General features: G+C 72.2%; 16 protein-coding genes. 9 read left to right on the top strand and 7 right to left on the bottom strand.

What is annotated here, in order from left to right; all coding sequences use genetic code 11:
• Window positions 1–4 precede the first annotated feature (4 nt).
• Both WMF36_RS08400 and WMF36_RS08395 read right to left on the bottom strand, forming a co-directional pair.
• Window positions 5–832 (bottom strand): hypothetical protein, encoded by an 828-nt coding sequence (locus WMF36_RS08400; protein ID WP_437579093.1) that lies wholly within the window; start codon window positions 830–832, stop codon window positions 5–7.
• A 161-nt stretch (window positions 833–993) separates the two neighbouring features.
• Entirely contained in the window at window positions 994–2,049 is a 1,056-nt protein-coding gene (locus WMF36_RS08395) for a hypothetical protein (RefSeq protein ID WP_437579092.1), read from the bottom strand.
• A 422-nt stretch (window positions 2,050–2,471) separates the two neighbouring features.
• Here WMF36_RS08395 and WMF36_RS08390 point away from each other — a divergent pair, with 422 nt between their 5' ends.
• Window positions 2,472–2,741 carry a hypothetical protein gene (locus WMF36_RS08390; RefSeq protein ID WP_437579091.1) on the top strand — a complete coding sequence of 90 codons (270 nt, stop codon included), beginning with the start codon at window positions 2,472–2,474 and terminating at the stop codon, window positions 2,739–2,741.
• Between the two features lie 45 nt (window positions 2,742–2,786).
• Here the strand turns inward: WMF36_RS08390 and WMF36_RS08385 are convergent, their stop codons facing one another.
• Window positions 2,787–3,755, bottom strand: coding sequence for a serine/threonine-protein kinase (locus WMF36_RS08385; RefSeq protein WP_437579089.1), 969 nt, complete (start codon window positions 3,753–3,755; stop codon window positions 2,787–2,789).
• A gap of 83 nt (window positions 3,756–3,838) precedes the next feature.
• The gene (locus WMF36_RS08380; protein WP_437579088.1) at window positions 3,839–7,303 is read right to left on the bottom strand and encodes a nitric oxide synthase oxygenase; all 3,465 of its coding nucleotides are present in this window, start codon (window positions 7,301–7,303) and stop codon (window positions 3,839–3,841) included.
• Between the two features lie 592 nt (window positions 7,304–7,895).
• Between WMF36_RS08380 and WMF36_RS08375 the strand changes: the two genes are divergently transcribed.
• Window positions 7,896–8,801: a DUF5995 family protein gene (locus tag WMF36_RS08375; RefSeq protein ID WP_437579087.1), complete on the top strand. Its 906-nt coding sequence runs from the start codon at window positions 7,896–7,898 to the stop codon at window positions 8,799–8,801.
• Here the strand turns inward: WMF36_RS08375 and rlmN are convergent.
• Window positions 8,779–9,978 (bottom strand): 23S rRNA (adenine(2503)-C(2))-methyltransferase RlmN, encoded by a 1,200-nt coding sequence (gene rlmN / locus WMF36_RS08370; RefSeq protein WP_437579086.1) that lies wholly within the window; start codon window positions 9,976–9,978, stop codon window positions 8,779–8,781. The genes WMF36_RS08375 and rlmN overlap by 23 nt on opposite strands.
• Before the next feature lie 698 nt (window positions 9,979–10,676).
• Here rlmN and WMF36_RS08365 point away from each other — a divergent pair.
• Both WMF36_RS08365 and WMF36_RS08360 read left to right on the top strand, forming a co-directional pair.
• Window positions 10,677–12,305, top strand: coding sequence for a hypothetical protein (locus WMF36_RS08365; RefSeq protein ID WP_437579085.1), 1,629 nt, complete (start codon window positions 10,677–10,679; stop codon window positions 12,303–12,305).
• Window positions 12,306–13,289 (top strand): hypothetical protein, encoded by a 984-nt coding sequence (locus tag WMF36_RS08360; protein WP_437579084.1) that lies wholly within the window; start codon window positions 12,306–12,308, stop codon window positions 13,287–13,289. It begins immediately after the preceding gene.
• A gap of 42 nt (window positions 13,290–13,331) precedes the next feature.
• Here the strand turns inward: WMF36_RS08360 and WMF36_RS08355 are convergent, their stop codons facing one another.
• On the bottom strand, window positions 13,332–14,141 hold the full coding sequence (locus WMF36_RS08355; RefSeq protein ID WP_437579083.1) for an alpha/beta hydrolase: 810 nt from the start codon (window positions 14,139–14,141) through the stop codon (window positions 13,332–13,334).
• Between the two features lie 242 nt (window positions 14,142–14,383).
• Complete coding sequence (locus tag WMF36_RS08350; RefSeq protein ID WP_437579082.1) at window positions 14,384–15,442, bottom strand: CAP domain-containing protein; 1,059 nt, start codon at window positions 15,440–15,442, stop codon at window positions 14,384–14,386.
• 889 nt (window positions 15,443–16,331) lie between these two features.
• Here WMF36_RS08350 and WMF36_RS08345 point away from each other — a divergent pair.
• The 5 genes from WMF36_RS08345 to WMF36_RS08325 all read left to right on the top strand — a co-directional run bounded on the left by WMF36_RS08345 (window position 16,332) and on the right by WMF36_RS08325 (window position 20,527).
• On the top strand, window positions 16,332–17,171 hold the full coding sequence (locus WMF36_RS08345) for an SDR family oxidoreductase (RefSeq protein ID WP_437579081.1): 840 nt from the start codon (window positions 16,332–16,334) through the stop codon (window positions 17,169–17,171).
• 10 nt (window positions 17,172–17,181) lie between these two features.
• Window positions 17,182–17,514, top strand: coding sequence for a hypothetical protein (locus WMF36_RS08340; protein WP_437579080.1), 333 nt, complete (start codon window positions 17,182–17,184; stop codon window positions 17,512–17,514).
• The gene (gene mtnA, locus WMF36_RS08335) at window positions 17,515–18,654 is read left to right on the top strand and encodes an S-methyl-5-thioribose-1-phosphate isomerase (RefSeq protein ID WP_437579079.1); all 1,140 of its coding nucleotides are present in this window, start codon (window positions 17,515–17,517) and stop codon (window positions 18,652–18,654) included.
• Window positions 18,655–18,708: 54 nt separating this feature from the next.
• A complete protein-coding gene (gene lipA / locus WMF36_RS08330; RefSeq protein WP_437579078.1) occupies window positions 18,709–19,848 on the top strand; it encodes a lipoyl synthase in 1,140 nt (379 codons plus the stop codon).
• 109 nt (window positions 19,849–19,957) lie between these two features.
• The gene (locus tag WMF36_RS08325) at window positions 19,958–20,527 is read left to right on the top strand and encodes a tellurite resistance TerB family protein (protein ID WP_437579077.1); all 570 of its coding nucleotides are present in this window, start codon (window positions 19,958–19,960) and stop codon (window positions 20,525–20,527) included.
• Window positions 20,528–20,676 lie beyond the last annotated feature (149 nt).

Raw genomic sequence — 20,676 nt, 5'->3', positions numbered from 1 at the left:
GCGGCTAGCGCGGCACCTCGGGGACGAACTCGGCGCCGAGGCGGAAGATCAGGAAGTCCTTTGTGACGTTGCCGCTGCCGCTGGGCCACAGGAACGGGCTGCCGGTGCTGCGGTCCGGCTCCCACTCGTACCACATCCACCGAGCCTCCTCGTCGATGCCGCAGACGACAGAGAACTCGTTGCCGGGCTCCGGGATCGAGCGTTCCGTGTCGTTGGTTTCTCCGAACACGACATGGCCGTTCGCGGACGCCTCGGTGGTCACCCAGCCAGCGCTGGTCGTCTGGGGGTCGAGATCGCCGCCGTTGCAGCGCGCGATATGCTGGTTGACGGTCTCCAGCGTCGGCCCGAGCGAGCCGAGGTCGTAGTCCTCGCCGGTCGCGCAGACCTCCCACGCGCCGTTGCCGGTGAAGACGGGCTCGGCCCCCTCACGGAAGAACTGGCCGATCACGCCCTGCGTCGTGAGCTTGTCCGCGTACGTGATGATGTAGAGGTAGTGTCCAGCGTTCGCGGACGCCGCCGGCACGGTGTACGACTCGGGTCCATTGCCGATAGGACAGGAGAAGATCGCCTGGGCGAGGTTGTTCTCGATCCCGCCGAAATAGCTCAGGAGCTCGTCGCCGCTCCCGTAGCCGAAGCCGTACGCGTTGTCGGCCGTGATGATCACGCTCACCGCGCTCGAGAGCTCGGTTCCCCCGCCGCCGCCGGCGATCTCCCCGGGACCGTCCTCGCCGCCCGCGCCCCCGGTACCAGCGCCGGCGCCGGCGCCGGCGCCGCCGGGATCGGTGCCAGCATCCGAGCACCCGGACGCATGAAGCGCGACAGCAAAAGCCAAGGCTGAAGCTGAAACAAGACGTAGGTTCATTGCACAAGGATCGGCGAAGTCGCGCCCTGCGTAAAGGCTCGCCGGGGCGCGAGATCACGCCGTCCCGGCGTCGCGCACGATTTTGTCGCTGACCTCGCGGGCGGGGGCGCCCGCAGGCGCGCGGGGGCAGGTCAGGGCACGATCTCTCGCACGCTGCCCTTCTTGTACAGGAGCCCATCGGGGCCTACCCCGTCGCTCCGGAAGTAGACGGTGATGTTGGGCTTGCCCGTCTCCGATCCCGGGCGGGTCGGCTCCCCGGTGAGCCGCATCGCGGGATCGATGCCCGGCTGGCAGGGCTCGCCCCCCACGCCGAAATCGGTCCCCTGGTCGACGTGCTCGTGGATCTTCACCCAGGCGCCGCCGTCCGCGCCGTCGGTCTCATCGATCCAGAGCTCCTGCTTCACATCGCCGTTCGGCAGGTCGTAGACGAGCTGCTTGTACCCGATCCAGACCTGCTCCGGCATGCCGCCCTCCCAGTACGTCCGGCTGAGGATGGCCACCGAGGCGGGGTGATTCGTCTCCTTCTCGAAATCGATCTTGCCGTCATAGCGCATGCGCGCAGCGATCCCGCGCGTGTCGCACTTGTTGTCGTCCTCGTCGCCGATCGTGCCGTGGTTGGTGCGCGTCATGGCGACGAGGCCTCCGTAGGGCGTCCCGTCGTCGGCGGCGCGCAGGAAATACATCGTCACCTCGACGTCGCGCCACGGGTCCTCGAGCGCGGGGTCGTGCACGTACATCCGCGGAACGTCGCCGCTGATCTTGAGGATGCCCTGGCCGTCGGTGTCATACGAGGCGTCGCCGTGGTCGGCGTCGAACCACGCGTCTTCCGGGTCGATCCCTGAAAACGTGCGCGCAGCCCCGTTGTCCCAGCTCGAGAACCACGCCTTGCCGGAGGGCAGCGTGGGCCGCAGCATCGCGATCCCGAACCTGTCGAGCTGGCCCGCCTCCCCTCCCCCGGCGCCGGTCGAGCTGGACACCTCGGCGCTGCTCGACCCGGACGAGGCCTCGCCGGCGCCGCCGAGGCCACCGCCGCCAAGGCCACCACCGCCGCCGGAACCGCCGCTGCCACCGAGGCCACCTGCGCCGGGCGGGCTGCCCGCCGCGGGAACGCCATCGTCGGCGCAACCCGCGCTGCTCAGGGCGACAGCCGACATGACCGAGACCGCGATCGTCAAAGAGACGCGCATGCCTCCGGAATAACACAGCCTCATCGAGGCGGGCGAGCTCGGAATTGAACCACAGAGAGGCACAGAGGACACAGAATATAAAGAACGAGAGAGCTGGCCCCCCTCTCACTCCTCACTCTTATCTCCCGAGGAATCCTCTCAAATTTTTCGGAAAATTCACAGGGAGGCGGGGAGGCGGGGAGTAAAATCTCAGAAAACTCCCCGCCTCCCCGCCTCCCTGTTCAATTTCCCGCTGTAAACGGGCATTAAATGAGGGAATTCCCCAGTCCTAACTCCTCTGTGCCCTCTGTGTCTCTGTGGCTCAATTCTCCATTTTCATGCCTCGACCGCTCGCCGTTACAGCGGGATTGCGGCTTCCAGGTGTCTGCCCCATGAGATCACGCGAGCATCGCCTTACCAGGCGGTGCGCCAAGGGGGGAATCATGAAGAATACGCTCGTCGCGCTGGTCCTCGGCGCGCTCTCGTTGTCTACCCTGCTGTCCAGCAGCGATGTTGCGGAAGCTCAACGACGGCCGCCGGAGGGCTCCTATCTCAGGACGTGCAGGAGCGTCCGGGTCGAACGAGGCGCGCTGTCCGCGATGTGCAGGGACCGAAGGGGGAACTACATCAGGACACGCATGGTCGACTTCCGGCGGTGCGGAGGAGACATCGAGAACGACAACGGCCGGCTCCGCTGCGCCCGTCGCCGCTGACGCACGCCGCAGCCGGACAGGGCGCCCGCCGCGCGGTGGGCGCCCTCAGCGGCGAGGGAGCGGGGCCCCCGGCGCGATCCGGCCTTCCTCGACGGCGACCACGTACGGCGGCAGGCGGCCCGCCCGCACCGCGCGGACGTCGGCGCGCATCGTCGCCGCGTCGGGATAACGCTCGACCTTGTGGAACGCGAGGGCACGATCCACGACGTCGCACACCTCGGAGGGCACGTCCGGCGCACACAGCGCGAGCGACGGCGCCCGCTCCGTCGCCGCGGCGATGAGCAGGCGCGCGTCGGCGACGTCGCCGTGGATCGCGCGGCCCGAAAGCAGGCGAAACATCGTGGCGCCCAGGCCGAAGACATCGGTCCGGCCGTCGATCTCGCGGACCCTCCCCGTCGCCTGCTCGGGCGCCATGTACTCGCTCGTGCCGAGCGCCACCCCCGTCTTCGTGGCCGTCTTCTCCGGCAGCTCCCCCATCCCGAAAGGAAGCGGATCGAGCACGCGCGCGATCCCGAAATCGAGCACCTTCACCCGCCCATCGTTTCCGATGTGCAGATTTTCAGGCTTGATGTCCCGGTGAACCACGCCGTGCGCGTGCGCCACGACCAGCACGTCGAGGACCCGCTCGGCCAGCGTCAGCACCTCGCCCACCGGGAGCCTCCCCACCCGGGCCATGCGGTCGAAGACCGTCTCGCCCTCGAGCGCCTCCATCGCGAGGTATGCGGCGCCGTCGTCCGCGATGCCCGCCTCCAGCACGAGCGGCAGCCCCTCGCAGAGCGGGCCGACAGCGGCCAGGGCGCTGCCGATCGGGCCCTCGCGCAGGAAGCGCTTCCGGAGCTCCTCGATCTGGCTCAGGGACGGGTGCAGGACCTTCACCGCCGCGACACAGCCGTCAGCGCGCCGGCCGAGGAAGACGCTCGCCATCCCGCCGCCCCCGAGCACGCGCTCCACCCTCCAGGTGCCGATCCGGGTGCCGATGCGCTGCGCCGCAAGCTCCTCGTCGTCGTCCATCATCGCGTGCGCGGAGACTACCAAACCGCCCGCTGGACCGATCGGGAAAGCCCCGCCGGCGCCCTGGCCCCCCGGAGGAGCCCCCGTTACTCCTTCCGCGGCTTCCACGGGTCGTCCTGATAAAGATAGTTCGGCTTCAGGATCTTGTTCTCCATGTTGGTGTGGAACACCCCCATGGTCGACGCCGACATCGGCGGCACGATCCACGTCCAGTCCGCATAGACCGGGCGCTCGCACTGCCGCTCCTGCTGCTCGAACTTCTTGAAGTACTCCGACAGCGTGTGGTGGTCGAGCATCCGCACCTTCGCCTGACGGAACGAGTGCAGCACCGCGAGGTTCAGCTCGACCAGCGCTGCGTCCTGCCACAGCGTGTCGCTGCGCGACCGGTCCAGCCCGAGGCGATCCGCGATGAGCGGCAGCTGGTTGTATCGCGTCACGTCGCTCAGGTTGCGCGCGCCGATCTCGGTCCCCATGTAGAAGCCGTTGAACGGCGCCGCCGTGTAGTGGATCCCGCCGAGGTCGAGGGCCAGGTTGCTCACCGCCGGCAGCGCATGCCACCTCAGCCCGAGCTCGGCGAACCACGCATGGCGCGGGTGCTCGATCGGGACCTCGAGCACCCGCTCCCGCGGCACCTCGAACCACCGCGGCCGGGCGTCGCCGATCTGGAGGATCAACGGCAGCAGATCGAACCGCGTCCGCTCCCCGCCCGGCCACCCCAGCGCGAGGGCCTGCTCCGTCAGCTCCACGTTCGCCGGATCGCCAAGGATGCCCCCGTCCGGGAGCCGGTAGCCCGCGTAGCGGGCGATCTGCCCGTTCCAGATGCGGATCCGCGGCTCCCCCGGCCTGAACACCGACATGGTCGCCCGGATGTCGCCCCCGTTGGTCGCGAGATCGAGGTGCTCGAGCAGCGCCTGGAAGATCTCCTCCTCCGTCTTCAGGTGCCGCAGATCGCGCACGTGGAGCGTCGACCAGAAGAACCGCCCGATGCAGCGCGAGCTGTTGCGCCACGCCAGCCGCGCCCCGTAGGCGAGCTCGTCGGGGAGGTGCGTGTAGGTCCCGTGCTTCTCCAGGCTCGCCCGCACCTCCTGCCAGCGCTCGTCCACGGCGGAGGGCACCCCGAGCTCCGCGTAGCACTGGCGCAGGAACGCCTCGGCCTCGATCGGCACCGCCGCGGGCGCGGTCGGGGTCAGGTGAAACGACCCGTGCTCGACCGGACAGACCCCGCCTGCCACGCGGACAGCGCCGGCCCGCCGGAGCGGCGTCGGGCGGATCGCTCCGGCGGCGTCGACGTTCGAGGTGAACAGCTCCCGCTCGATGGCGTCCTGCGGCCAGCCCGCCGCGCGCAGGTGCTCGAGCGCGTCGCGCATGAAGGCCTCGGGCCCGCACACGAGCGCCCGCGAGCCCGGCCGGTAAGGGTACAGCTCGGCCACGTGCTCCCGGGACAGCCGCCCCTCCGCCTGCGTCGCGCGCAGGCGGAACGCGACGCCGGGCGTGCGGGCAGCGACCGCGCGCAGCTCCTCCTCGAAATAGAGGAAGTCCGCGGCGCGCGACGCCGACCAGTCCAGCAGGAAGCCCCGCGCGTCAGGGCGGCCAGCCCTCCCGTCGAGCGCCCGCAGCATCGCCATGGCCGGCGTGACGCCGATCCCGCCCGCGAGGAACACAACCCGCTCCACGGGCGGCGCCGGAAGGACGAAGCTGCCCCGCGGCGCCGAGGCGCGCAGCAGCGAGGCCCCGGCGCGCTCGCACAGCCACCGGGAGAAGACCCCGAGCTCCTCGCGCTTCACCGTGATCTCGTAGTCGCCTCCCGCGCGCGCGGGCGCCGAGAGCGTGTACGCGCGCGCCACCCAGCGCCGATCGAGGTAGCCCTGCACGAGCACGTGCTGCCCGGGAATGGACGCCGCCGGCGCGCCGCCGATCGGCGACAGCGCGATCTGGAAGATCCCGGGAGAGAGCTCCCGCGCGCCCTTCACCTCCGCCTGCACAAGGCTCGACCCGCCCAACATCTCCTCGATCGCCGGGACGCAACCGCCGCAGATCTGCCCCGCCCGCGTCCGCTCGGACAGCTCGGCCAGCGTCGCGCACCCGGCCTCGACGAAACCCGTGATCTGCCCGCGCTTGATCCCGGCGCAGTTGCACACGACCTCGTTCGGCTCGAACAGCGCCGCGGGCTGCTCGAGGTTCAGCTCGCCGAGCTCCCGGAACGTCGTGAGCTGCCAGCCGGGCAGCGGGGCGCGCGCCATGAGCAACCGCATCGCGGACGGGAGATCCTGCCACTCGCCCTCGATGTGCAGCCCCGCGAGCTGCCCGTCCGACACGAGCAGCGCGCGGCGCCTGTCGCGGTCCCCGCACGTCACCCACCGGAGGCTCACGGGGGGCGCGTCGAGCCACCGCGCCGAGACGCCGCTCCCGTCGAGCGCGCGGGAGAGCGAGAGGATCCGGCCGCCGCTGTCCACGATCGTCGCGACCGCCACCTCCTTGCCGGCCAGCGCGCCCATCGCGGCCCCATCCTCGACGATCGTCTCGCGCCGGGAGAGGAGCCCCTGCCCGGGGAGCAGGTGGACGTTGACGTAGTCGAGCGCGTGCCGCTCGGCCCACACGTCGACGCCCACGGGCGGGAGATCGAGCCAGGCGTCGCCGGCCCCGCGGGCCTCCTCGGGGATCCCTTCCGCGGCCACGCTCGCCCACCCCTCGATCAGCGCCTCGGCCGCCGCCCGTCGCAGGCCCGCCTGGACCAGCGTCGCGACGGCCCTGTCCGCCGGCGTGTCCACGTACCGGATCTCGAAGGTGTCCTCGCGGAGCAGCTGCTGGACCAGGTTGTCGAGCCGCCCCCGTAACCCGGCGGTGAACTCCTCGAAATCGAGCCTCCCGTCGCCGGTCGTGTCCGCGGCCAGGAGCAGCGCCCTCGCCTCGTCGGTCGGGACACCGAGGCCGGTGAGGTAGGGCAGGAGCTCGTCCTCGCTGAGCGCACGGTTGCGGTCGCGATCGATCTCCTCGAACCTCCGCCACGCGAAGCGCTCGCTCGTCAGCGCGGCCCGGACGGCGCTGGAGAGCGCCGCCGCCACCTGAGCGCCGGTGCACGCGGCCGGGCCGCAGACGACCGGCGCCTGGGCGCCGGGCTGCTCGAGCGCGCGGATCGCCATGCGGGCCACGTCGGCCGGCGCGACCCAGGGCAGCGCGCCATTTCCGAGCGGCAACGGCAGCGTGCGACGGAGCCGGATCTCCTCGCGCCAGAGGTTGAGCGCGCTGAGCAAGGGGCCGTGCCACACGGCCGTCACCCTGGCGCCGGAGGCGCGCACAAATGCCTCAGCGTCGCGGATCTGCTGCCCCACCCGGCTCGACGGAGGAAGGTACGGGCCCACCCAGAGGAGGTGCGACGCGCCCACCTCCCTGGCCGAGGCGACGAATGTCCGCGCGGCCACATGGGGATAGGCGAGATCCGCGGTGCTCATCACGAGCGCGATGGTCGGCTCCGCGGGCTCGATCGGCAGGGATTGGAGGAAGGAGGCGAGGTCGTTCTTCGGCTCGGAGCAGACGATTTTGAGGAAGCTCATGGTGCTCGGCAGGGGCAACCGCGGAGGGGCGAAGCTCGCCCTCCCGCGCGCCGGTCGACGTCGATGGATGCGCGCAGACGCGCGGATCCCGCCGCCCAGGATACGGCGCATCGCCCGGCGACCCGAAAGGCGAAACGTCGGCTCGATGCATCACGCCCGAAACGCCAGATCGACGCGTCGCACACCGCCGCGTCAAGTCGTCGAATCATGCGAGGCGTCGGGGGATCCCGCATTCTGTGTGAAGCTTATCCCTGTGCGCGTAACAAACTGCCCCATGGGGCAGTTTGGCGCGGCGGTCAGCTCTCTCACCCTGTCGGGCGATGACGCTGATGTGGCCACCGCTCGCCGGCCCGCTCCGGATAGCCACTGACCAGGACCGAGGATCTGGCGCGCTCGCCCGGGTCTTCTACAGGACGGTAGCCGCTGGATTCGCCGGAAATGCCGGGAGAAGCGGCGCGACGGACGAGCACGCCTGGGGCGGCCGTGCGCGCTCGAGCTCCCTTTCGGAGTGCCTCTCACCCCCTCGAGACTGTGTACGACTGCGAACTGGACATACGGGCACGATCCTTGAATTCGCTCGCTCAGCGCAGCCATGAAGACCCTTACTTCAGATCGGCCCCTGGCGATGGTGAGCAAGCAGACGCGGTCGTCGGCCGCGTGCCGTCCCGCGGACTCGGCCGCCCGTCACGCCATCCTGAAGGGGGTGACGATGAAGCCGGAGAGCGTCGCGGAGGCGCTTGTCGCGCTGGAGACGGTCGCCGCGCGGCTGCGCGAGAGGAACGACCCGCGGGCGGTGTTCCCCGACGTCTACGCCGTGATCACGCGCCGCGTGAAGGAGGCGATCGCCGACGGCACGGACCGGCGGTTCCTCGAGCCCGCGTGGATCTCGCGCCTCGCGGGGATCTTCTGCGAGTACTACCTGAAGGCCCTCGCGGCGTCGCTGGATGGGCGCTCCACGGAGGTCGAGGCGTGGGACGTCGCCTTCTCCTGCAGCCGCGCGAGCGGCACGGCGGCGGGAGCGCACGCGCTGCTCGGCATCAACGCGCACATCAACTACGACCTGGCCCTCGGGCTCTACCGGAACATCGTCCAGCACGGCGCCGCGCAGGACGCCCGGCTTCTCGGCCGCTACCGGCACGACCACGACCTTGTGAATGAAATTCTCGCGGCGGCGATGCCGGAGATCTTCGCGATCCTGAGCGATCGTTATGGCTGCCCGCTCGCCCGCGTCGCGACCGTGACCAAGGAAGTGCAGCGCGCCGCGTCCAGCGTCGTGCTCTTCATGCTCAAGGGCTGGCGCGATCGGGTCTGGGCCGACCTGCTCTCCTTGCTCGGGACGCTCGAGACGACCCAGGAGACGGGCAAGCGCGCAGTGACTGCCCGGATGAACCAGCACGCGGGCAAGGTCGCTCGCACGGTCGCGGCGGGCAACGGGGCGCTGCGCGTGGGGGCCCCGCTCGTCCGGAGCGCCGCCCTCACGCTGGCGCTGGCTGCCTGACGCGGGCCACCCCCGCGAGCTGGCCGCAGGCGCCGCCCACGTCGCGCCCCCGCGGCCGCCGCACCAGCGTGGTCACGCCGTGAGCGGCCAGCCGTGCCACGAAGGCGTCGAGCCGCTCCGCGGACGGCGGGCGCAGCGCCGGATCCGGGCCGGGGTTGCAGGGGATGACGTTCACGCGGCACCGGAGCCCGGTGACGTACGCCGCGAGGAGATCCGCGTCCTCCGGGGCATCGTTGAACCGATCGAAGAGCACGTACTCGAACAGGACGCGCCGGCCGGGCGGCATCGACCTCGCGAGCGCCTCCTTCAGCGCCGCCATCGAGAAGCGCGCATTGACCGGCATGATCGCCTGCCTGCGGGCGTCGTCCGGGGCGTTCAGGCTGACGGCGAGCTCGGCCCGCGCCTCGCGGAAGAACGGCTCGATCTTGTCCACGACCCCGACGGTGCTCACGGTCACGTGCGACGGCGCGAACCGGAACGCCCGCGGGTCGGTGAGCAGGCGGATGGCCTTCAGCACCTCGCCGAGGTTGTCGAACGGCTCCCCCATTCCCATGAAAACGAGGTTCCGGAGCGGCGCGCCGCGGCGATCCGCGGCGAGCGCCTGCGCGATCCGGACCTGATCGACGATCTCGCCGGCGGCGAGCTGGCGCGCGAGCCCGAGCCGCCCCGTCTCGCAGAACGCGCAGGCCCGGGCGCAGCCGACCTGGCTCGAGACGCAGAGGGTGGTGCGGGCCGGCCCCGGGATGAGCACCGACTCGATGAGCGCGCCGTCGCGCGCGCGCAGGACCAGCCGGAGCGTGTCGTCCTCCGACGGCGCCTGCTCGGCGATCTCGAGCGACAGCCCCGGATCGAGCGCGAGCAGCGCCTCGTGCGCCCACGCCCCGACCTCCAGGGCGGCGAGCGCGCCCGCGTCCCACGCCGGCGCGGGCCGCGGCGCGCCCGGCTCCGCGCCGAAGGCGTGGCGCACCACCTTGCCGGCCACCGCGCGCGCCGCGGACGCGGTGCCGCCGGCCTGGCGGAGGAGCTCCGCGAGCGAGGCGGCGTCGTGGTCGGCGAGCCGCGCGCCGGCGCGCGCGCTCCTCCGGATCAGCGGGCGCGCCGCGACCTGCGCCGGCGCCGGCGGGTCGCCGGCGCGGAGGCCCGGCGCGCTCTCTTCGGGGATTTCCGGAACCCGCATGCGCACCAGCTAGCACGCCGCGCGCGGCGCCGCGCGGCCCGGCGCTCGCCGCCCCGCGCCCCCCGCGCCCCCCGCGCCCCCCGCGATGCCCGCGCCCGGACGGCCGCCGGCTGAAACCGCCCGCCGAGCACCCCGGTCGATCCCCCCGGCGCCGGGGGGTCCGCCGCTGCAGGTCGTCACACGGTTGTCAACGACGACCCGCGCACTGGACCCCGGTACCCCCTCGACTCCCCGCAACGTGGATGAAATCTGGGCGCTGTCTGGGGTCATCGGGTGGCCAATCTGTGGACAAGCATGTGGACTTCCAAACCCGGCTCAGACGCGTGATTTTTGGGTTGCAGATCGGTTCCGGAGGAGGGAGTTTAGCGCCCGGAAGTCCTGCGGCGCGTCGAGCCGCGGAGTGCCCGAGATCGCAGAAAAAATCGGTGGCATCGGTGTGGGCGGCGCGTCCATGCCCGGGCTGGCGTTGGCCAGCGCCGGCGCTTGGAGGAGCTGCCGCCCCGCGAGCAGTGCAGGACCCGGCAGCTCCCTGAAGATGTCAGGGGCTGCGTGTGGGTACTCCACATGCTGGGAACAACCTGTGGATTATTTGTCCGTGCTGCGCCTGCCGTGCAGCGGAGCTCGGGTGGCCGGTACGCCGCGGGCTCCGGAGTTTTTGTAGCGCTCGCGGTCACACCGGTGGGCTACGTTGCGGGCCGATGCCCGTACGGAACGGCTCCGCCCGCTACGCGCCGCGCGCGCTGATCGCGATCGCGGCGGGGAGCGTCTCCGGAGGGCTCATCGCGGGCGCGGCGGCCGCGCAGGCGCCTTCCCGGGACGCGCAGGCGGAGGCGGCCCTGAACGAGGCGATGGGGGTCGACTACCTCGAGACCCGGTTCGATCAGGCGGAGCGCAAGCTGCGGGCCGCCATCGACGCCTGCGGCGCGTCGGATTGCTCGCCTGCGGTCAAGGCCAGGCTGTTCGTCGCGCTCGGCTCCGTGCTCGCCCTGGGCAAAAAGGAGCTGGGGGGCGCGCGCGACGCGTTCGCGGACGCCCTGCGCATCGATCCGTCGGCGCAGCTGAACCCGGATCTCGCAACCCCGGAGGTCTCGTCCGCGTTCGAGCAGGCGCGCGCCGCGACCGGCGTCGGGGCGTCCGCGGCGGCCGGGACGCAGCTCAAGATTGCGCCGCCGCCCGAGCAGGTCATCCGCACGCCCGTCCCTATCTATGTCGAGGTTTCGGACGAGCTGCTGCCCAGCGTGACGCAGGTGACCGTCTGGTACCTCGCGCCCGGCGAGCGCGCGTACCGCCCGCTCGTCATGAAGAAGCTGCGCGGCCAGGGGTTCGGCATCAACGTGCCGTGCGCCGCGCTCGGAACGGAGGGGACGCTCCGCTATCACGTCGCGGCCGTCGACGAGGACGGCGCGATCCTCGCGAGCGCCGGCGAGCGCGACGCGCCGCTCTCCACGCAGATCAGGGCGCACATCGCGTCGGCGCCGCCCCGCTGGCCCGGGCACGCGCCGCCGGCGATGTGCGCGGCGCCGGAGCAGGAGCGGCCGCGGCAGTGCATCGACGACCGGCAGTGCAACCGCGGGCTCACCTGTGTCCGCGGCGCGTGCGCCGCGACGAGATCTGCAGAGGAGGCCGCGCCCGACGTCCGGCGGAGCTGGGTCGGGCTCACCTTCTCGCCCGACGTCGCGCTGTTCTCCGGCCGTGACGTGTGCTCCCTCGCGTCGCAGGAGCGCGACAACTTCGTCTGCGTGCGCGGCGACGGGACCCGGTACGACGGCGCGCCCACGCCGGGCGTCGCGAACGACGTGAACCTCGGCTTCGCGCTCGCGACGTCGCGGGTGGCGCTCGCCTACGATCGGCTGGTCCTCGACAACCTCACGGTCGGCGGGCGCGTCGGCTTCGCGGCCGGCGGCACGACGGACGGCGGCGCCGCGTTCCTGCCGCTCCACCTCGAGGCGCGCGCGCAATACTTCCTCATGGCGCGGCCGTTCGAGCAGCTCGGCGCCCGTCCCTTCGTGCTCGCCGCGGCCGGGGTCGCGCAGGTCGACGCCGAGGTCGACGTGAAGGTCCTCGAGGACGCGGCCGCGTGCGGGGCCGATCCTGCCAGCATCGAGAGCCCGTGCACGAGGCCCGGCCAGAGCGGGAGGATCGAGGAGCGCCAGCAGACGCTCGCCGCGACCAGGCAAGCGGGCCAGGGGTTCGCGTCGCTCGGCGTGGGCGTTGCTTATGCGCCGCTCGAGGCCGTATCGCTGAACCTCGCGCTCCGCGCGAGCCTCACCTTTCCCGCCATGACCACCGTCCTCTCCCCCGAGGTCGGTCTCTCCCTGGGGTTCTGAATGGCCGACACCTCGGATATGCGCCGGGGCGCAACGCCCCCTGGCGCGCTGCGCAACCCGAAAATCGACGCGGCGATCGAGCGCGCCGTGCAGCTCGGCGATCCGGCCGAGCTGCTCGCGCTGCTCGATCGCAGCTCCGGGCTCCCTGCCCGGCGCAGCGGGGGGCGCGCGCCCGGCCCCGACCTCGGGCCGAACGCCCCCTTGCCGCGCGTGAACCTGGATCTCGCGCGGGCGGTCGGCGCAGCGATCGCGGATCGCGGCGCGCCGGCCGAGCCGCTCGTGCGGGCGCTCTGCTCGAGCACCGAGGAGTACGCGCTCATCGTGGCGGCGCAGGCGCTCTCGGCGCTCGCCGCGCGCGGGGCGCCGGCCGCCGGCGCGGCGGGCGCGGGGCGTCCGTCACGGGCGCGCGGCGCTCGGGGCGGGCTTGATCCGCTCGACGAGCTCGGGCAGCTGGCCGAGGATCCGCGGCGCGTCGTGCGCGACGGGGTCGTGGCGGCGCTCCGCGCGGTCATCGCGGCGCGCGGCGACGCGCTGGTCGGCGAGCTCTCGTCCTGGACCGACGGTTACCTGCAGGCGTACGTCGCGCTCGAGGCGCTCGCCGAGCGCACGCTCCTCGCCGGGCTCTCGGCGGGCGCGGAGGTGGTCGCGCGGCTCGAGGAGGCGTTCGCGATCTCGGACCGCTCGCCGCGCGCCGACGAGCGGCTGCAGGGGCTGCGCCTCCTCCGGCAGGGGATGCCCTCGCAGATCGCGGCGCTCGCGGGGCGCTTCCCCGAGGTCGTGCGCTGGCTCGAGGAGAAGACGCAGGCGGAGCGCCCCGAGTCGCGCGACGTCGTGGCGCAGGCGATCGCGGCGCTCCGGAAGGGGTCCTTCTCGGACGCGGAGGCCGCCCGGCTCGCCGCGGCGCTCTCGGCGAGCGCGCCGCCGCCGCGCTATCTGGCGCGCATCGTCCAGGGGACGCGCAAGCGGAGCAAGGGGCGGAGGTAGACGGGCGGCGGGGCCTGCGTGCTGCGGCGGCTACCGCCTGGCTCAGGCGGCCTGCTGCGACCCCTCCGGCGCTCCGGCGTCCCCTTGCTGCCCCTTGGCGGCCTCGGCGAACAGGAACTGCAGCGCCCCCGGCGCGCGCCTGCGCCACGCGTCCTCGCAGTGGGTCCCGTCCTCGTCCGGGCAGAAGAGCAGGTCGGCCTCGCCGTAGCCCCGCTGGCGCAGGTGCTCCACGAGCCGCGCCGCGTCGCGCAGCACCGAGCCGTCGTCCTCCCGAGCGCCGGCGTCGACGTACAGCCGCGAGCTCGCCGGGACGGCCTGCGATGCGATGACGTCGAAGATCTTCCGCTCCGCGAACCAGAGCGACGGCGACATGCAGAGCGCGGCCCCGAGCACGTCGGGGTGGCGGAAATGGGCGTAGAGCGCCGCGAGGCCCCCCATCGACGAGCCGCCGATCGCCGTGCCGGCCGGGTCGCGCCGCACCGCGAAGCGCTCCTGTACAGCCGGCACGATCTCGGAGGTGATCCAGCCGAGGAAGTCGTCGAGCCTCCCGTCGCTGCCGTCGCCCGGGAACGGCGACAGCTCGGTCAGCCGCTCGCTCCCGCCGTGATCGATCCCCACGAGGACCGGCGCCACGAGGCCTCGATCCGAGAGATCGCGCACCGCCTCGTGCAGGCGCCATCCGCCGCTGTAGGAGGGGTCGTCGTGAAAGACGTTCTGCCCATCGAACAGGAAGAGCACAGGTGATGGCCCTGCGTGCGCACCCTCGCTGGGCAGGTAGACCCGGACGTTGCGCTCGCCGTGGAAGCCGGGAATTCGATAGGGACCGAGGAGATAGATGATGTGTTCCGCCATGAGATTTCGAGGCGGAGGACCGGCGCAGCTCGTTTGTCTTGAGGACGCCACCGTTCCGCCGACCGGTGCCCATAGCAATGGCCGGGCCGCCCTCGGTTGCCGCTCTCCGCCTGCAGCGCGAGGCGCGGCCCGGGCCTCCTCCGGCCCGGACCGCGCCCAGACCGCGCAGCGCCGCTGTGACAGAACACCTCACGCGTGACAGGCTGCTCCGAGCAGGCGGCTGCCGCGGCGGGGGCTCGGCGCTAGTTGCAGCTCGCGTCCGAGGTGCCGCCGAACACCGTGGTCCAGTAGGACCCGTAGGTCCCGCCTCCGGTCGCCCGCCCGATGCCGATGACCTTGAAGGCAGACCCGAGCATGTTCTTGTTGTGACCGTCCGAGTTCTTCCACTGATCGAACGTCCTCTGCGCCGTCGAGTTGCCGGCGGCGATGTTCTCGGCCATGGCGGTCCTTTCGGCGGACGCATAACAGGCGTTGGCCGCGCGGGTCCACGGCGACCGGCCGTCCTGGCTCGTGTGGTCGAAGTAGTTGTGATCGCGCATGTCCTCGCTGTGGCCCTGGGCGGCGCGGCTCAGCGCGGTGCAGCCCGAGAGCGCCCCGAGGCCCTTCTCGGCGCGATACTGGTTGATGATGGAAAGAAACGCCTGCTCCTCGGTATCGAGCGGCGTCGTGCTGGGCCCGGCGCCGCTGCACGTCGAGCACTCGCCGCAATCGCTCGAGCAGCTCGAGCAGTCCTCGCCCGCGCCGCAAACCCCGTTCCCGCAAACCTCGCCGCCACCGCTCGTCGAGCCGCCCTCACCCGTCGAGCCGCCCTCACCCGTCGAGCCGCCACCGCTCGTCGAGCCGCCCTCGCCCGTCGAGCCGCCCTCACCCGTCGAGCCGCCCTCGCCGCCGTCCGGCTCCGAGGGGGCGCACGCGACCTGAACGTACATCTTCTTCGTGGTCCGCCTGCACGGATCGCCGAAGGTCGCGTTGTTCGCCGTCACGGTGCAGCTCGACTGCCCGAGGCACGCGCGCTCCACCACCGCCTTCGACGTCGACGCGTTGCACGAGGTCGCGCGGAAGCTGCCGCAGACCCCGCGAGGTGTGCCATAGCTCGCGAACTCGACCGCCGTGATGACCTCCCCGGCCGGACACGAGAGCGAGATGTCCGCGCCCTCCCGAGCGGTATCGCAGACCGCCCCCTCGACCGGCTCGGACGCCTCCTCGGACTGCTCCTGCTCGACTTCGGTCGAGCCGAGACAGCCGACCACAGAACAGCCAGCGATGAAGGTGAGGACAAGCGTCCGGTGCAAAGCGCTCATATGCATGCTCCTTGTCTGTAAGTCCGTCTGAGCTCGGCCCGCCCCGGCACCGCGGCTCGCGCCAGCAGGTACGCCGGGGCACGCGACGCCTCGACGGGCCACCCAGTACAGCGTTATTCAGGGGGCGAAGTCGCGCTCAGCGCGTTCCCACGCAGCGCAGCGCCTCCCTTCGATTCGCTGACAACACGGTGTCACCTGACCGCTGGCATGTCCAGATGCGAAACACTCCCATGCGCCTGATTTGCCGCTGAATCACTGAATCTTTTCATGACCCGTGGAACCGGCCCTCGCAGGGCTCGATGAGACGGGATTTCTTCAACAGGTCCGGTGTACGACATGGCGCCAGATGGACACCCCATCTCCCTTGAGCCGAAGGGTGGGTTTCCGTAGGCCGAGCGGAGACCAAGCCAGCGCTCTGTCGATGCCGAAATATCGAGTCAACGAGACCACGACTGACCTGCTCGACAGCCTGCGCCTCCAGCGCTCGACGCTCGGCTGGAACGGCCTTGTCCGGGCCGCACGCTCGCCATCGCGGCCTGTCGGGGCGCTGGGCTGAGCCAGGATCGGTCGGCGGTTGCTCGGCCGCTGGAGGTCTCGTCTGGAGCTCGGTGTGCTCGTCCCGGGCGAGCTGCGCACGTCAGACTTTGAAAGCCCCCTGACATCTGGAGGCGCCCCCCATTCATCGCGGCGTCACAGCGCGCCCATGAGGGCCCTCGCCCGCTCCCGTCCACGGCAGAGCCTGCCTCGCGCCTCGTGCCGCGCGAGCGCGAGGTGGCACACGCGGCACAAGCAACGCGAGCAACGCCAACAACGCAAGCAACAGAAAGACCGCCCGATCACGCGCCGCGGGGCCGCACCCTCGCCGGCTCCTGTGCTATGACCGCCCTCCATGCGCCTCAAGGACCGCGTTGTCTTCATCACCGGAGCTTCCCGCGGGATCGGCCGGACCATCGCCCTCGCCTGCGCGCGGGAGGGTGCGGATATCGTCGTCGCCGCGAAGACGGACGTCGCCGAGAACCCGCGCCTCCCGGGCACGATCCACGACGTCGCCCGCGAGGTCGAGCAGCTCGGCCGCCGCGCGCTGCCCATCAAGCTCGATGTGCGCGACGACGAGGCCTCGAGGGGCGCCGTCGCCGCGGCCGTCGAGCGCTTCGGGCGCGTCGACGCGCTCATCAACAACGCGGGAGCGCTCTGGTGGGCCGACGTCGTGGACACCCCCATGAAGAAGTTCGACCTCATCATGGGCATCAACGTGCGCGCGTCGTTCGCCCTCTCGCAGGCCGTCCTCCCCCACATGATCGCGCAGAAGTACGGCCATATCATCATGATGTCGCCCCCCGTCGAGGCCGACGCCTGCGCCCACCACGGCGCCTATGCGGTCTCGAAGTTCGGCATGACGATGATCGCCCACGCGGTCGCGGGCGAGTACGCCGAGCACAACATCACGGCCCACGCCCTCTGGCCCGCGACCGCGATCGAGAGCTTCGCCACCATGAACTTCGGCCTCGGCGGCCCGGAGCTCTGGCGCAAGGCCGACATCCTCGCCGACGCGACGCTCGCGCTGCTCTCGCGCGAGCCGTCGGCCCGGCGCGGCAAGGCGTGGATCGACGAGGCCCTGCTCCGCGAGGAGGGCGTCACCGATTTCTCCAGGTACCAGTGCGTGCCCGGCGTCGAGCCGCCGCACTTCCCCTTCAGCGCGATCCCCAAGGCGACCACCACCACGAAATGAGGCGCGACGCGTGAGCCGCGACGACGACAACGAGACGCGCCCCGGTGGCGGCGGCGGGATCGATCCCGGGCCGGAGCTCGCCGCGGTCTTCGACGACCTCGAGACGCTGCTCAAGAACGGCGACGTGATCGCCGCGCTCACGTCGCGCGGGATCAACGGGAGCCTCGCGCTGCTCGCCGCCGACGCGCTCCGCGCCTACCTCGCGGGCCGCAAGGCCGAGGCGGCCGAGGACTTCGCGACCGTCGCCGAGGAGATCCGCGGCCGGCTCGCCGCGAGCGCCGAGGGGTCGGGCACGGACGCAGGATCGCAGGGGGAGCCGTCAAGCTCGAACGGGAGGCGCTGAATGAGCACGAGCTTCGAAGCAGAACAGACGTCGCAGCAGGGGAGTGACGGCGCGCGGCCGACGCCGCCGTGGGCGCCGGCCGAGGCCATCTCCGGCGCGGACTACTCGGCCGTCGAGCTCGCGCAGAGCGACGACCGCGTGTTCCTCCTCGAGCAGCGCGAGCTGCCCGAGCGCGAGCGCTACCTGACCCTCGCCGACGCCGCCGGCATCGCCGAGGCCATCCGGACGATGGCGGTCCGCGGCGCCCCGGCGATCGGCATCGCCGCCGCGTACGGGATGGCGCTCGCCGCGCGCGCCGCCCGGGGCGAGGGCGCCACCGGCTACCTCGCCGCCATGCGCGCCGCGGCGGAGCACCTCGCCTCCGCCCGGCCCACCGCCGTGAACCTCGGGTGGGCCGTGCGGCGCATGCTCGCCGAGGCCCTGCAGCACGCGGGGCGCCGCGGGGAGGAGCGCGCGCGGGAGCTCGCCGCGCTCGCGCGCGAGATCCACCGGGAAGACGTCGTCGCCTGCCACCAGATAGGCCGCGCCGGCGCCGCCCGCCTGCCCGAGTCGGGCACGGTCCTCACGCACTGCAACGCCGGCGCGCTCGCGACCGGCGGCTACGGCACGGCGCTCGGCATCATCCGGGCCGCCATCGCCGAGGGCAAGAACATCGGCGTGCTCGCGTGCGAGACCCGCCCGTACCTCCAGGGCGCCCGCCTCACGGCCTGGGAGCTCCAGCGCGATGGCATCCCCGTCGAGGTGATCTCCGACTCGATGGCCGCGTGGTTCATGCAGAAGGGCGAGGTCGGCGCCGTCGTCGTCGGGGCCGACCGCATCGCGCGGAACGGCGACGTCGCGAACAAGATCGGCACCTACGGCCTCGCCTGCCTGGCGCGCCACCACGGCGTCCCGTTCTACGTGGCCGCCCCGTGGAGCACGCTCGACCTCGCGACCGACACCGGCGCGTCGATCCCGATCGAGGAGCGGAGCAGCGACGAGGTCGCCGTCGTCGGCGGTCGCCGCATCATCCCGGCCGGGGTGCCCGCCCGCCACCCCGCCTTCGACGTCACCCCCTCGGAGCTCATCACCGCCATCTTCACCGAGCGCGGCAAGCTGACGTCGCGCGAGATCAGCCGCTCCGTGCCGCCGGCCGGCTGACGCCGTCCGCCTCCCCCTCGCCCCCACCCGCCGCATGGGCTAAGGACACCCCTGATGGCGCAGTTCTCGCCCAAGCCTGAATGGCTCAAGGTCCGCGCTCCTGGAGGCGACACCTACCACCACCTCAAGGAAACGTTCCGCAAGCTCGATCTCCACACGGTCTGCGAGGAGGCGCGCTGCCCGAACGTCGGCGAGTGCTGGCGCGAGGGGACCGCGACGGTGATGCTCCTCGGCGACGTGTGCACGCGCGGCTGCCGCTTCTGCGCGGTCACGACCGGCGACCCGCGCGGCGCGGTCGACGTGCGCGAGCCGGAGCACGTGGCCCGCGCCATCGCCCGGCTCTCGCTCCAGTACGTCGTGATGACGATGGTCAACCGCGACGACCTGCTCGACGGCGGCGCCGATCACGTCGCCCGCACGGTGAGCCGCCTGCACGCGCTCCGCCCCGACCTGCTCATCGAGACGCTGGTCGGCGACTTCCAGGGCCACATGAGCGCCGTCGACGCGGTGGTCGACGCCGGGCCCGACGTCTTCGCCCACAACGTGGAGGTCGTCCGCCGCATCACGCGCGCCATCCGCGACGTCCGCTCGAGCTACGACCAGTCGCTCGCCGTGCTCCGGCGCGCGAAGGACCGCCAGCGGCGCATGGCCGCGGACGCGGCCGAGCGCGGCGCGCCGGCGCCGCGGCGGCTCACGAAGAGCTCGATCATGGTCGGCATCGGCGAGACCGACGACGAGGTGCTGGAGGCGCTCCGCGACCTGCGCGCGGCGGGGGTCGACATCGTGACGCTCGGCCAGTACCTGCGCCCCTCGTCGAAGCACGCGCCCGTGCAGCGCTTCGTCGAGCCGGACACGTTCGCCGCGTTCGCGCGGGCGGCGCTCGAGATGGGCTTCCTCTACGCCGCCAGCGCGCCGCTCGTGCGGTCGAGCTACAAGGCCGCCGAGGTCTTCGTCCGCAGCCTCATCGACCGCGACCCGGCGGAGCTGTCCGCCGGCGCCCCGGCGGGCGCGGCCCCCGCGGGCGCGGCGCACGTCGAGGCGCTCCTGGAGGAGCGGCTCGCCGTGGCGCGCCGCGAGGCCGCCCGCCTCTCTGCAGAGCTCGCCCCCGACGAGCCCTTCCCTCCCGATGGCCCGGCGGCGGCGTCGGCCAGCCCCGCGCGGCTCGTCCCCGCGGCCTCTCTCGTCCGCAGGTAGCGCCGCCCCGCCCCCGGGACGGCCGCCACCGCGCCGGCCACCGCAAGCGCCTTGACGCTTCCCGGCGATTGGCCGAGCGTGGAAGACGGCAGGAGGGTCAGAGACCACGATGTCCGCTCCCATCGATAGGCGCCCCCGCGGCATCGCTCCCGGCGCCCCGCGCACCGGCACACAGACGCCCCGCGCGCGCGTGGCATCCATCCTCTCCCAGGCCGCGCGGGCCTACAGCGCGCGGCCTCCGATCGAGGACATCACGATGCCCACCGGCTTCGATCCGGCCGCGGTGGCGCTCTTCGAGACGATCATCGAGGCCGCGTTCCTCGTCGCGAACGCCGACGGCCACTTCGATGAGGCGGAGCGCAAGCGCTTCCAGGCGATCGTCGTGGACGCTTGCCAGAACCTCGTCCACGAAAAGCAGCTCGAGGCGCTGCTCGCCGACCTCGGCGAGATGCTCGCCGAGGACGGGATGGAGAAGCGCATCACCATGGTCGCCCGCACGATCGGGCGGACCGAGCATCAGCGCGAGGTGCTCCGCGTGGCGGCGTTCATGGCGACCGCCTCGGGCGGCGTGGACGCGCAGGAGCACGGCGTGCTCGAGCAGCTCGCGCGCGGGTTCAAGCTCGACGTGGCCGCGGTCGACGAGGCGCTCGCGCAGGCGTCCGAGCCCGGGAACGTCTAGCCGGGACATCCGCACCACGGCGTGCGGTGTGGGACGCGCGACGAGATCGCACGCCGGGTTCGGCCTCGCCGCGGCGAGTCAAACCCGCGACGAGATCGCTGCGACGAGTCAACGACGCGCGTGAAGTGAATGAGCGAACGGCGCGTCTC

The sequence above is a fragment of the Sorangium sp. So ce887 genome (assembly GCF_051521455.1).
GTDB lineage: Bacteria > Myxococcota_A > Polyangia > Polyangiales > Polyangiaceae > Sorangium.
The sequence above is the reverse complement of the archived record's forward strand: the minus strand, read 5'-3'. Positions and strand labels throughout refer to the sequence as shown.

Excerpts from the sequence above, each read along its gene's own strand:
- WMF36_RS08355 (WP_437579083.1), bottom strand. The coding sequence starts at position 14,141 with ATGGCGGAACACATCATCTATCTCCTCGGTCCCTATCGAATTCCCGGC.
- WMF36_RS08395 (WP_437579092.1), bottom strand. The coding sequence starts at position 2,049 with ATGCGCGTCTCTTTGACGATCGCGGTCTCGGTCATGTCGGCTGTCGCC.
- rlmN (WP_437579086.1), bottom strand. The coding sequence starts at position 9,978 with ATGCGGGTTCCGGAAATCCCCGAAGAGAGCGCGCCGGGCCTCCGCGCC.
- WMF36_RS08385 (WP_437579089.1), bottom strand. The coding sequence starts at position 3,755 with ATGATGGACGACGACGAGGAGCTTGCGGCGCAGCGCATCGGCACCCGG.
- lipA (WP_437579078.1), top strand. The coding sequence starts at position 18,709 with ATGGCGCAGTTCTCGCCCAAGCCTGAATGGCTCAAGGTCCGCGCTCCT.
- mtnA (WP_437579079.1), top strand. The coding sequence starts at position 17,515 with ATGAGCACGAGCTTCGAAGCAGAACAGACGTCGCAGCAGGGGAGTGAC.
- WMF36_RS08390 (WP_437579091.1), top strand. The coding sequence starts at position 2,472 with ATGAAGAATACGCTCGTCGCGCTGGTCCTCGGCGCGCTCTCGTTGTCT.
- WMF36_RS08345 (WP_437579081.1), top strand. The coding sequence starts at position 16,332 with ATGCGCCTCAAGGACCGCGTTGTCTTCATCACCGGAGCTTCCCGCGGG.
- WMF36_RS08360 (WP_437579084.1), top strand. The coding sequence starts at position 12,306 with ATGGCCGACACCTCGGATATGCGCCGGGGCGCAACGCCCCCTGGCGCG.
- WMF36_RS08365 (WP_437579085.1), top strand. The coding sequence starts at position 10,677 with ATGCCCGTACGGAACGGCTCCGCCCGCTACGCGCCGCGCGCGCTGATC.
- WMF36_RS08380 (WP_437579088.1), bottom strand. The coding sequence starts at position 7,303 with ATGAGCTTCCTCAAAATCGTCTGCTCCGAGCCGAAGAACGACCTCGCC.
- WMF36_RS08325 (WP_437579077.1), top strand. The coding sequence starts at position 19,958 with ATGTCCGCTCCCATCGATAGGCGCCCCCGCGGCATCGCTCCCGGCGCC.
- WMF36_RS08350 (WP_437579082.1), bottom strand. The coding sequence starts at position 15,442 with ATGAGCGCTTTGCACCGGACGCTTGTCCTCACCTTCATCGCTGGCTGT.
- WMF36_RS08375 (WP_437579087.1), top strand. The coding sequence starts at position 7,896 with ATGAAGACCCTTACTTCAGATCGGCCCCTGGCGATGGTGAGCAAGCAG.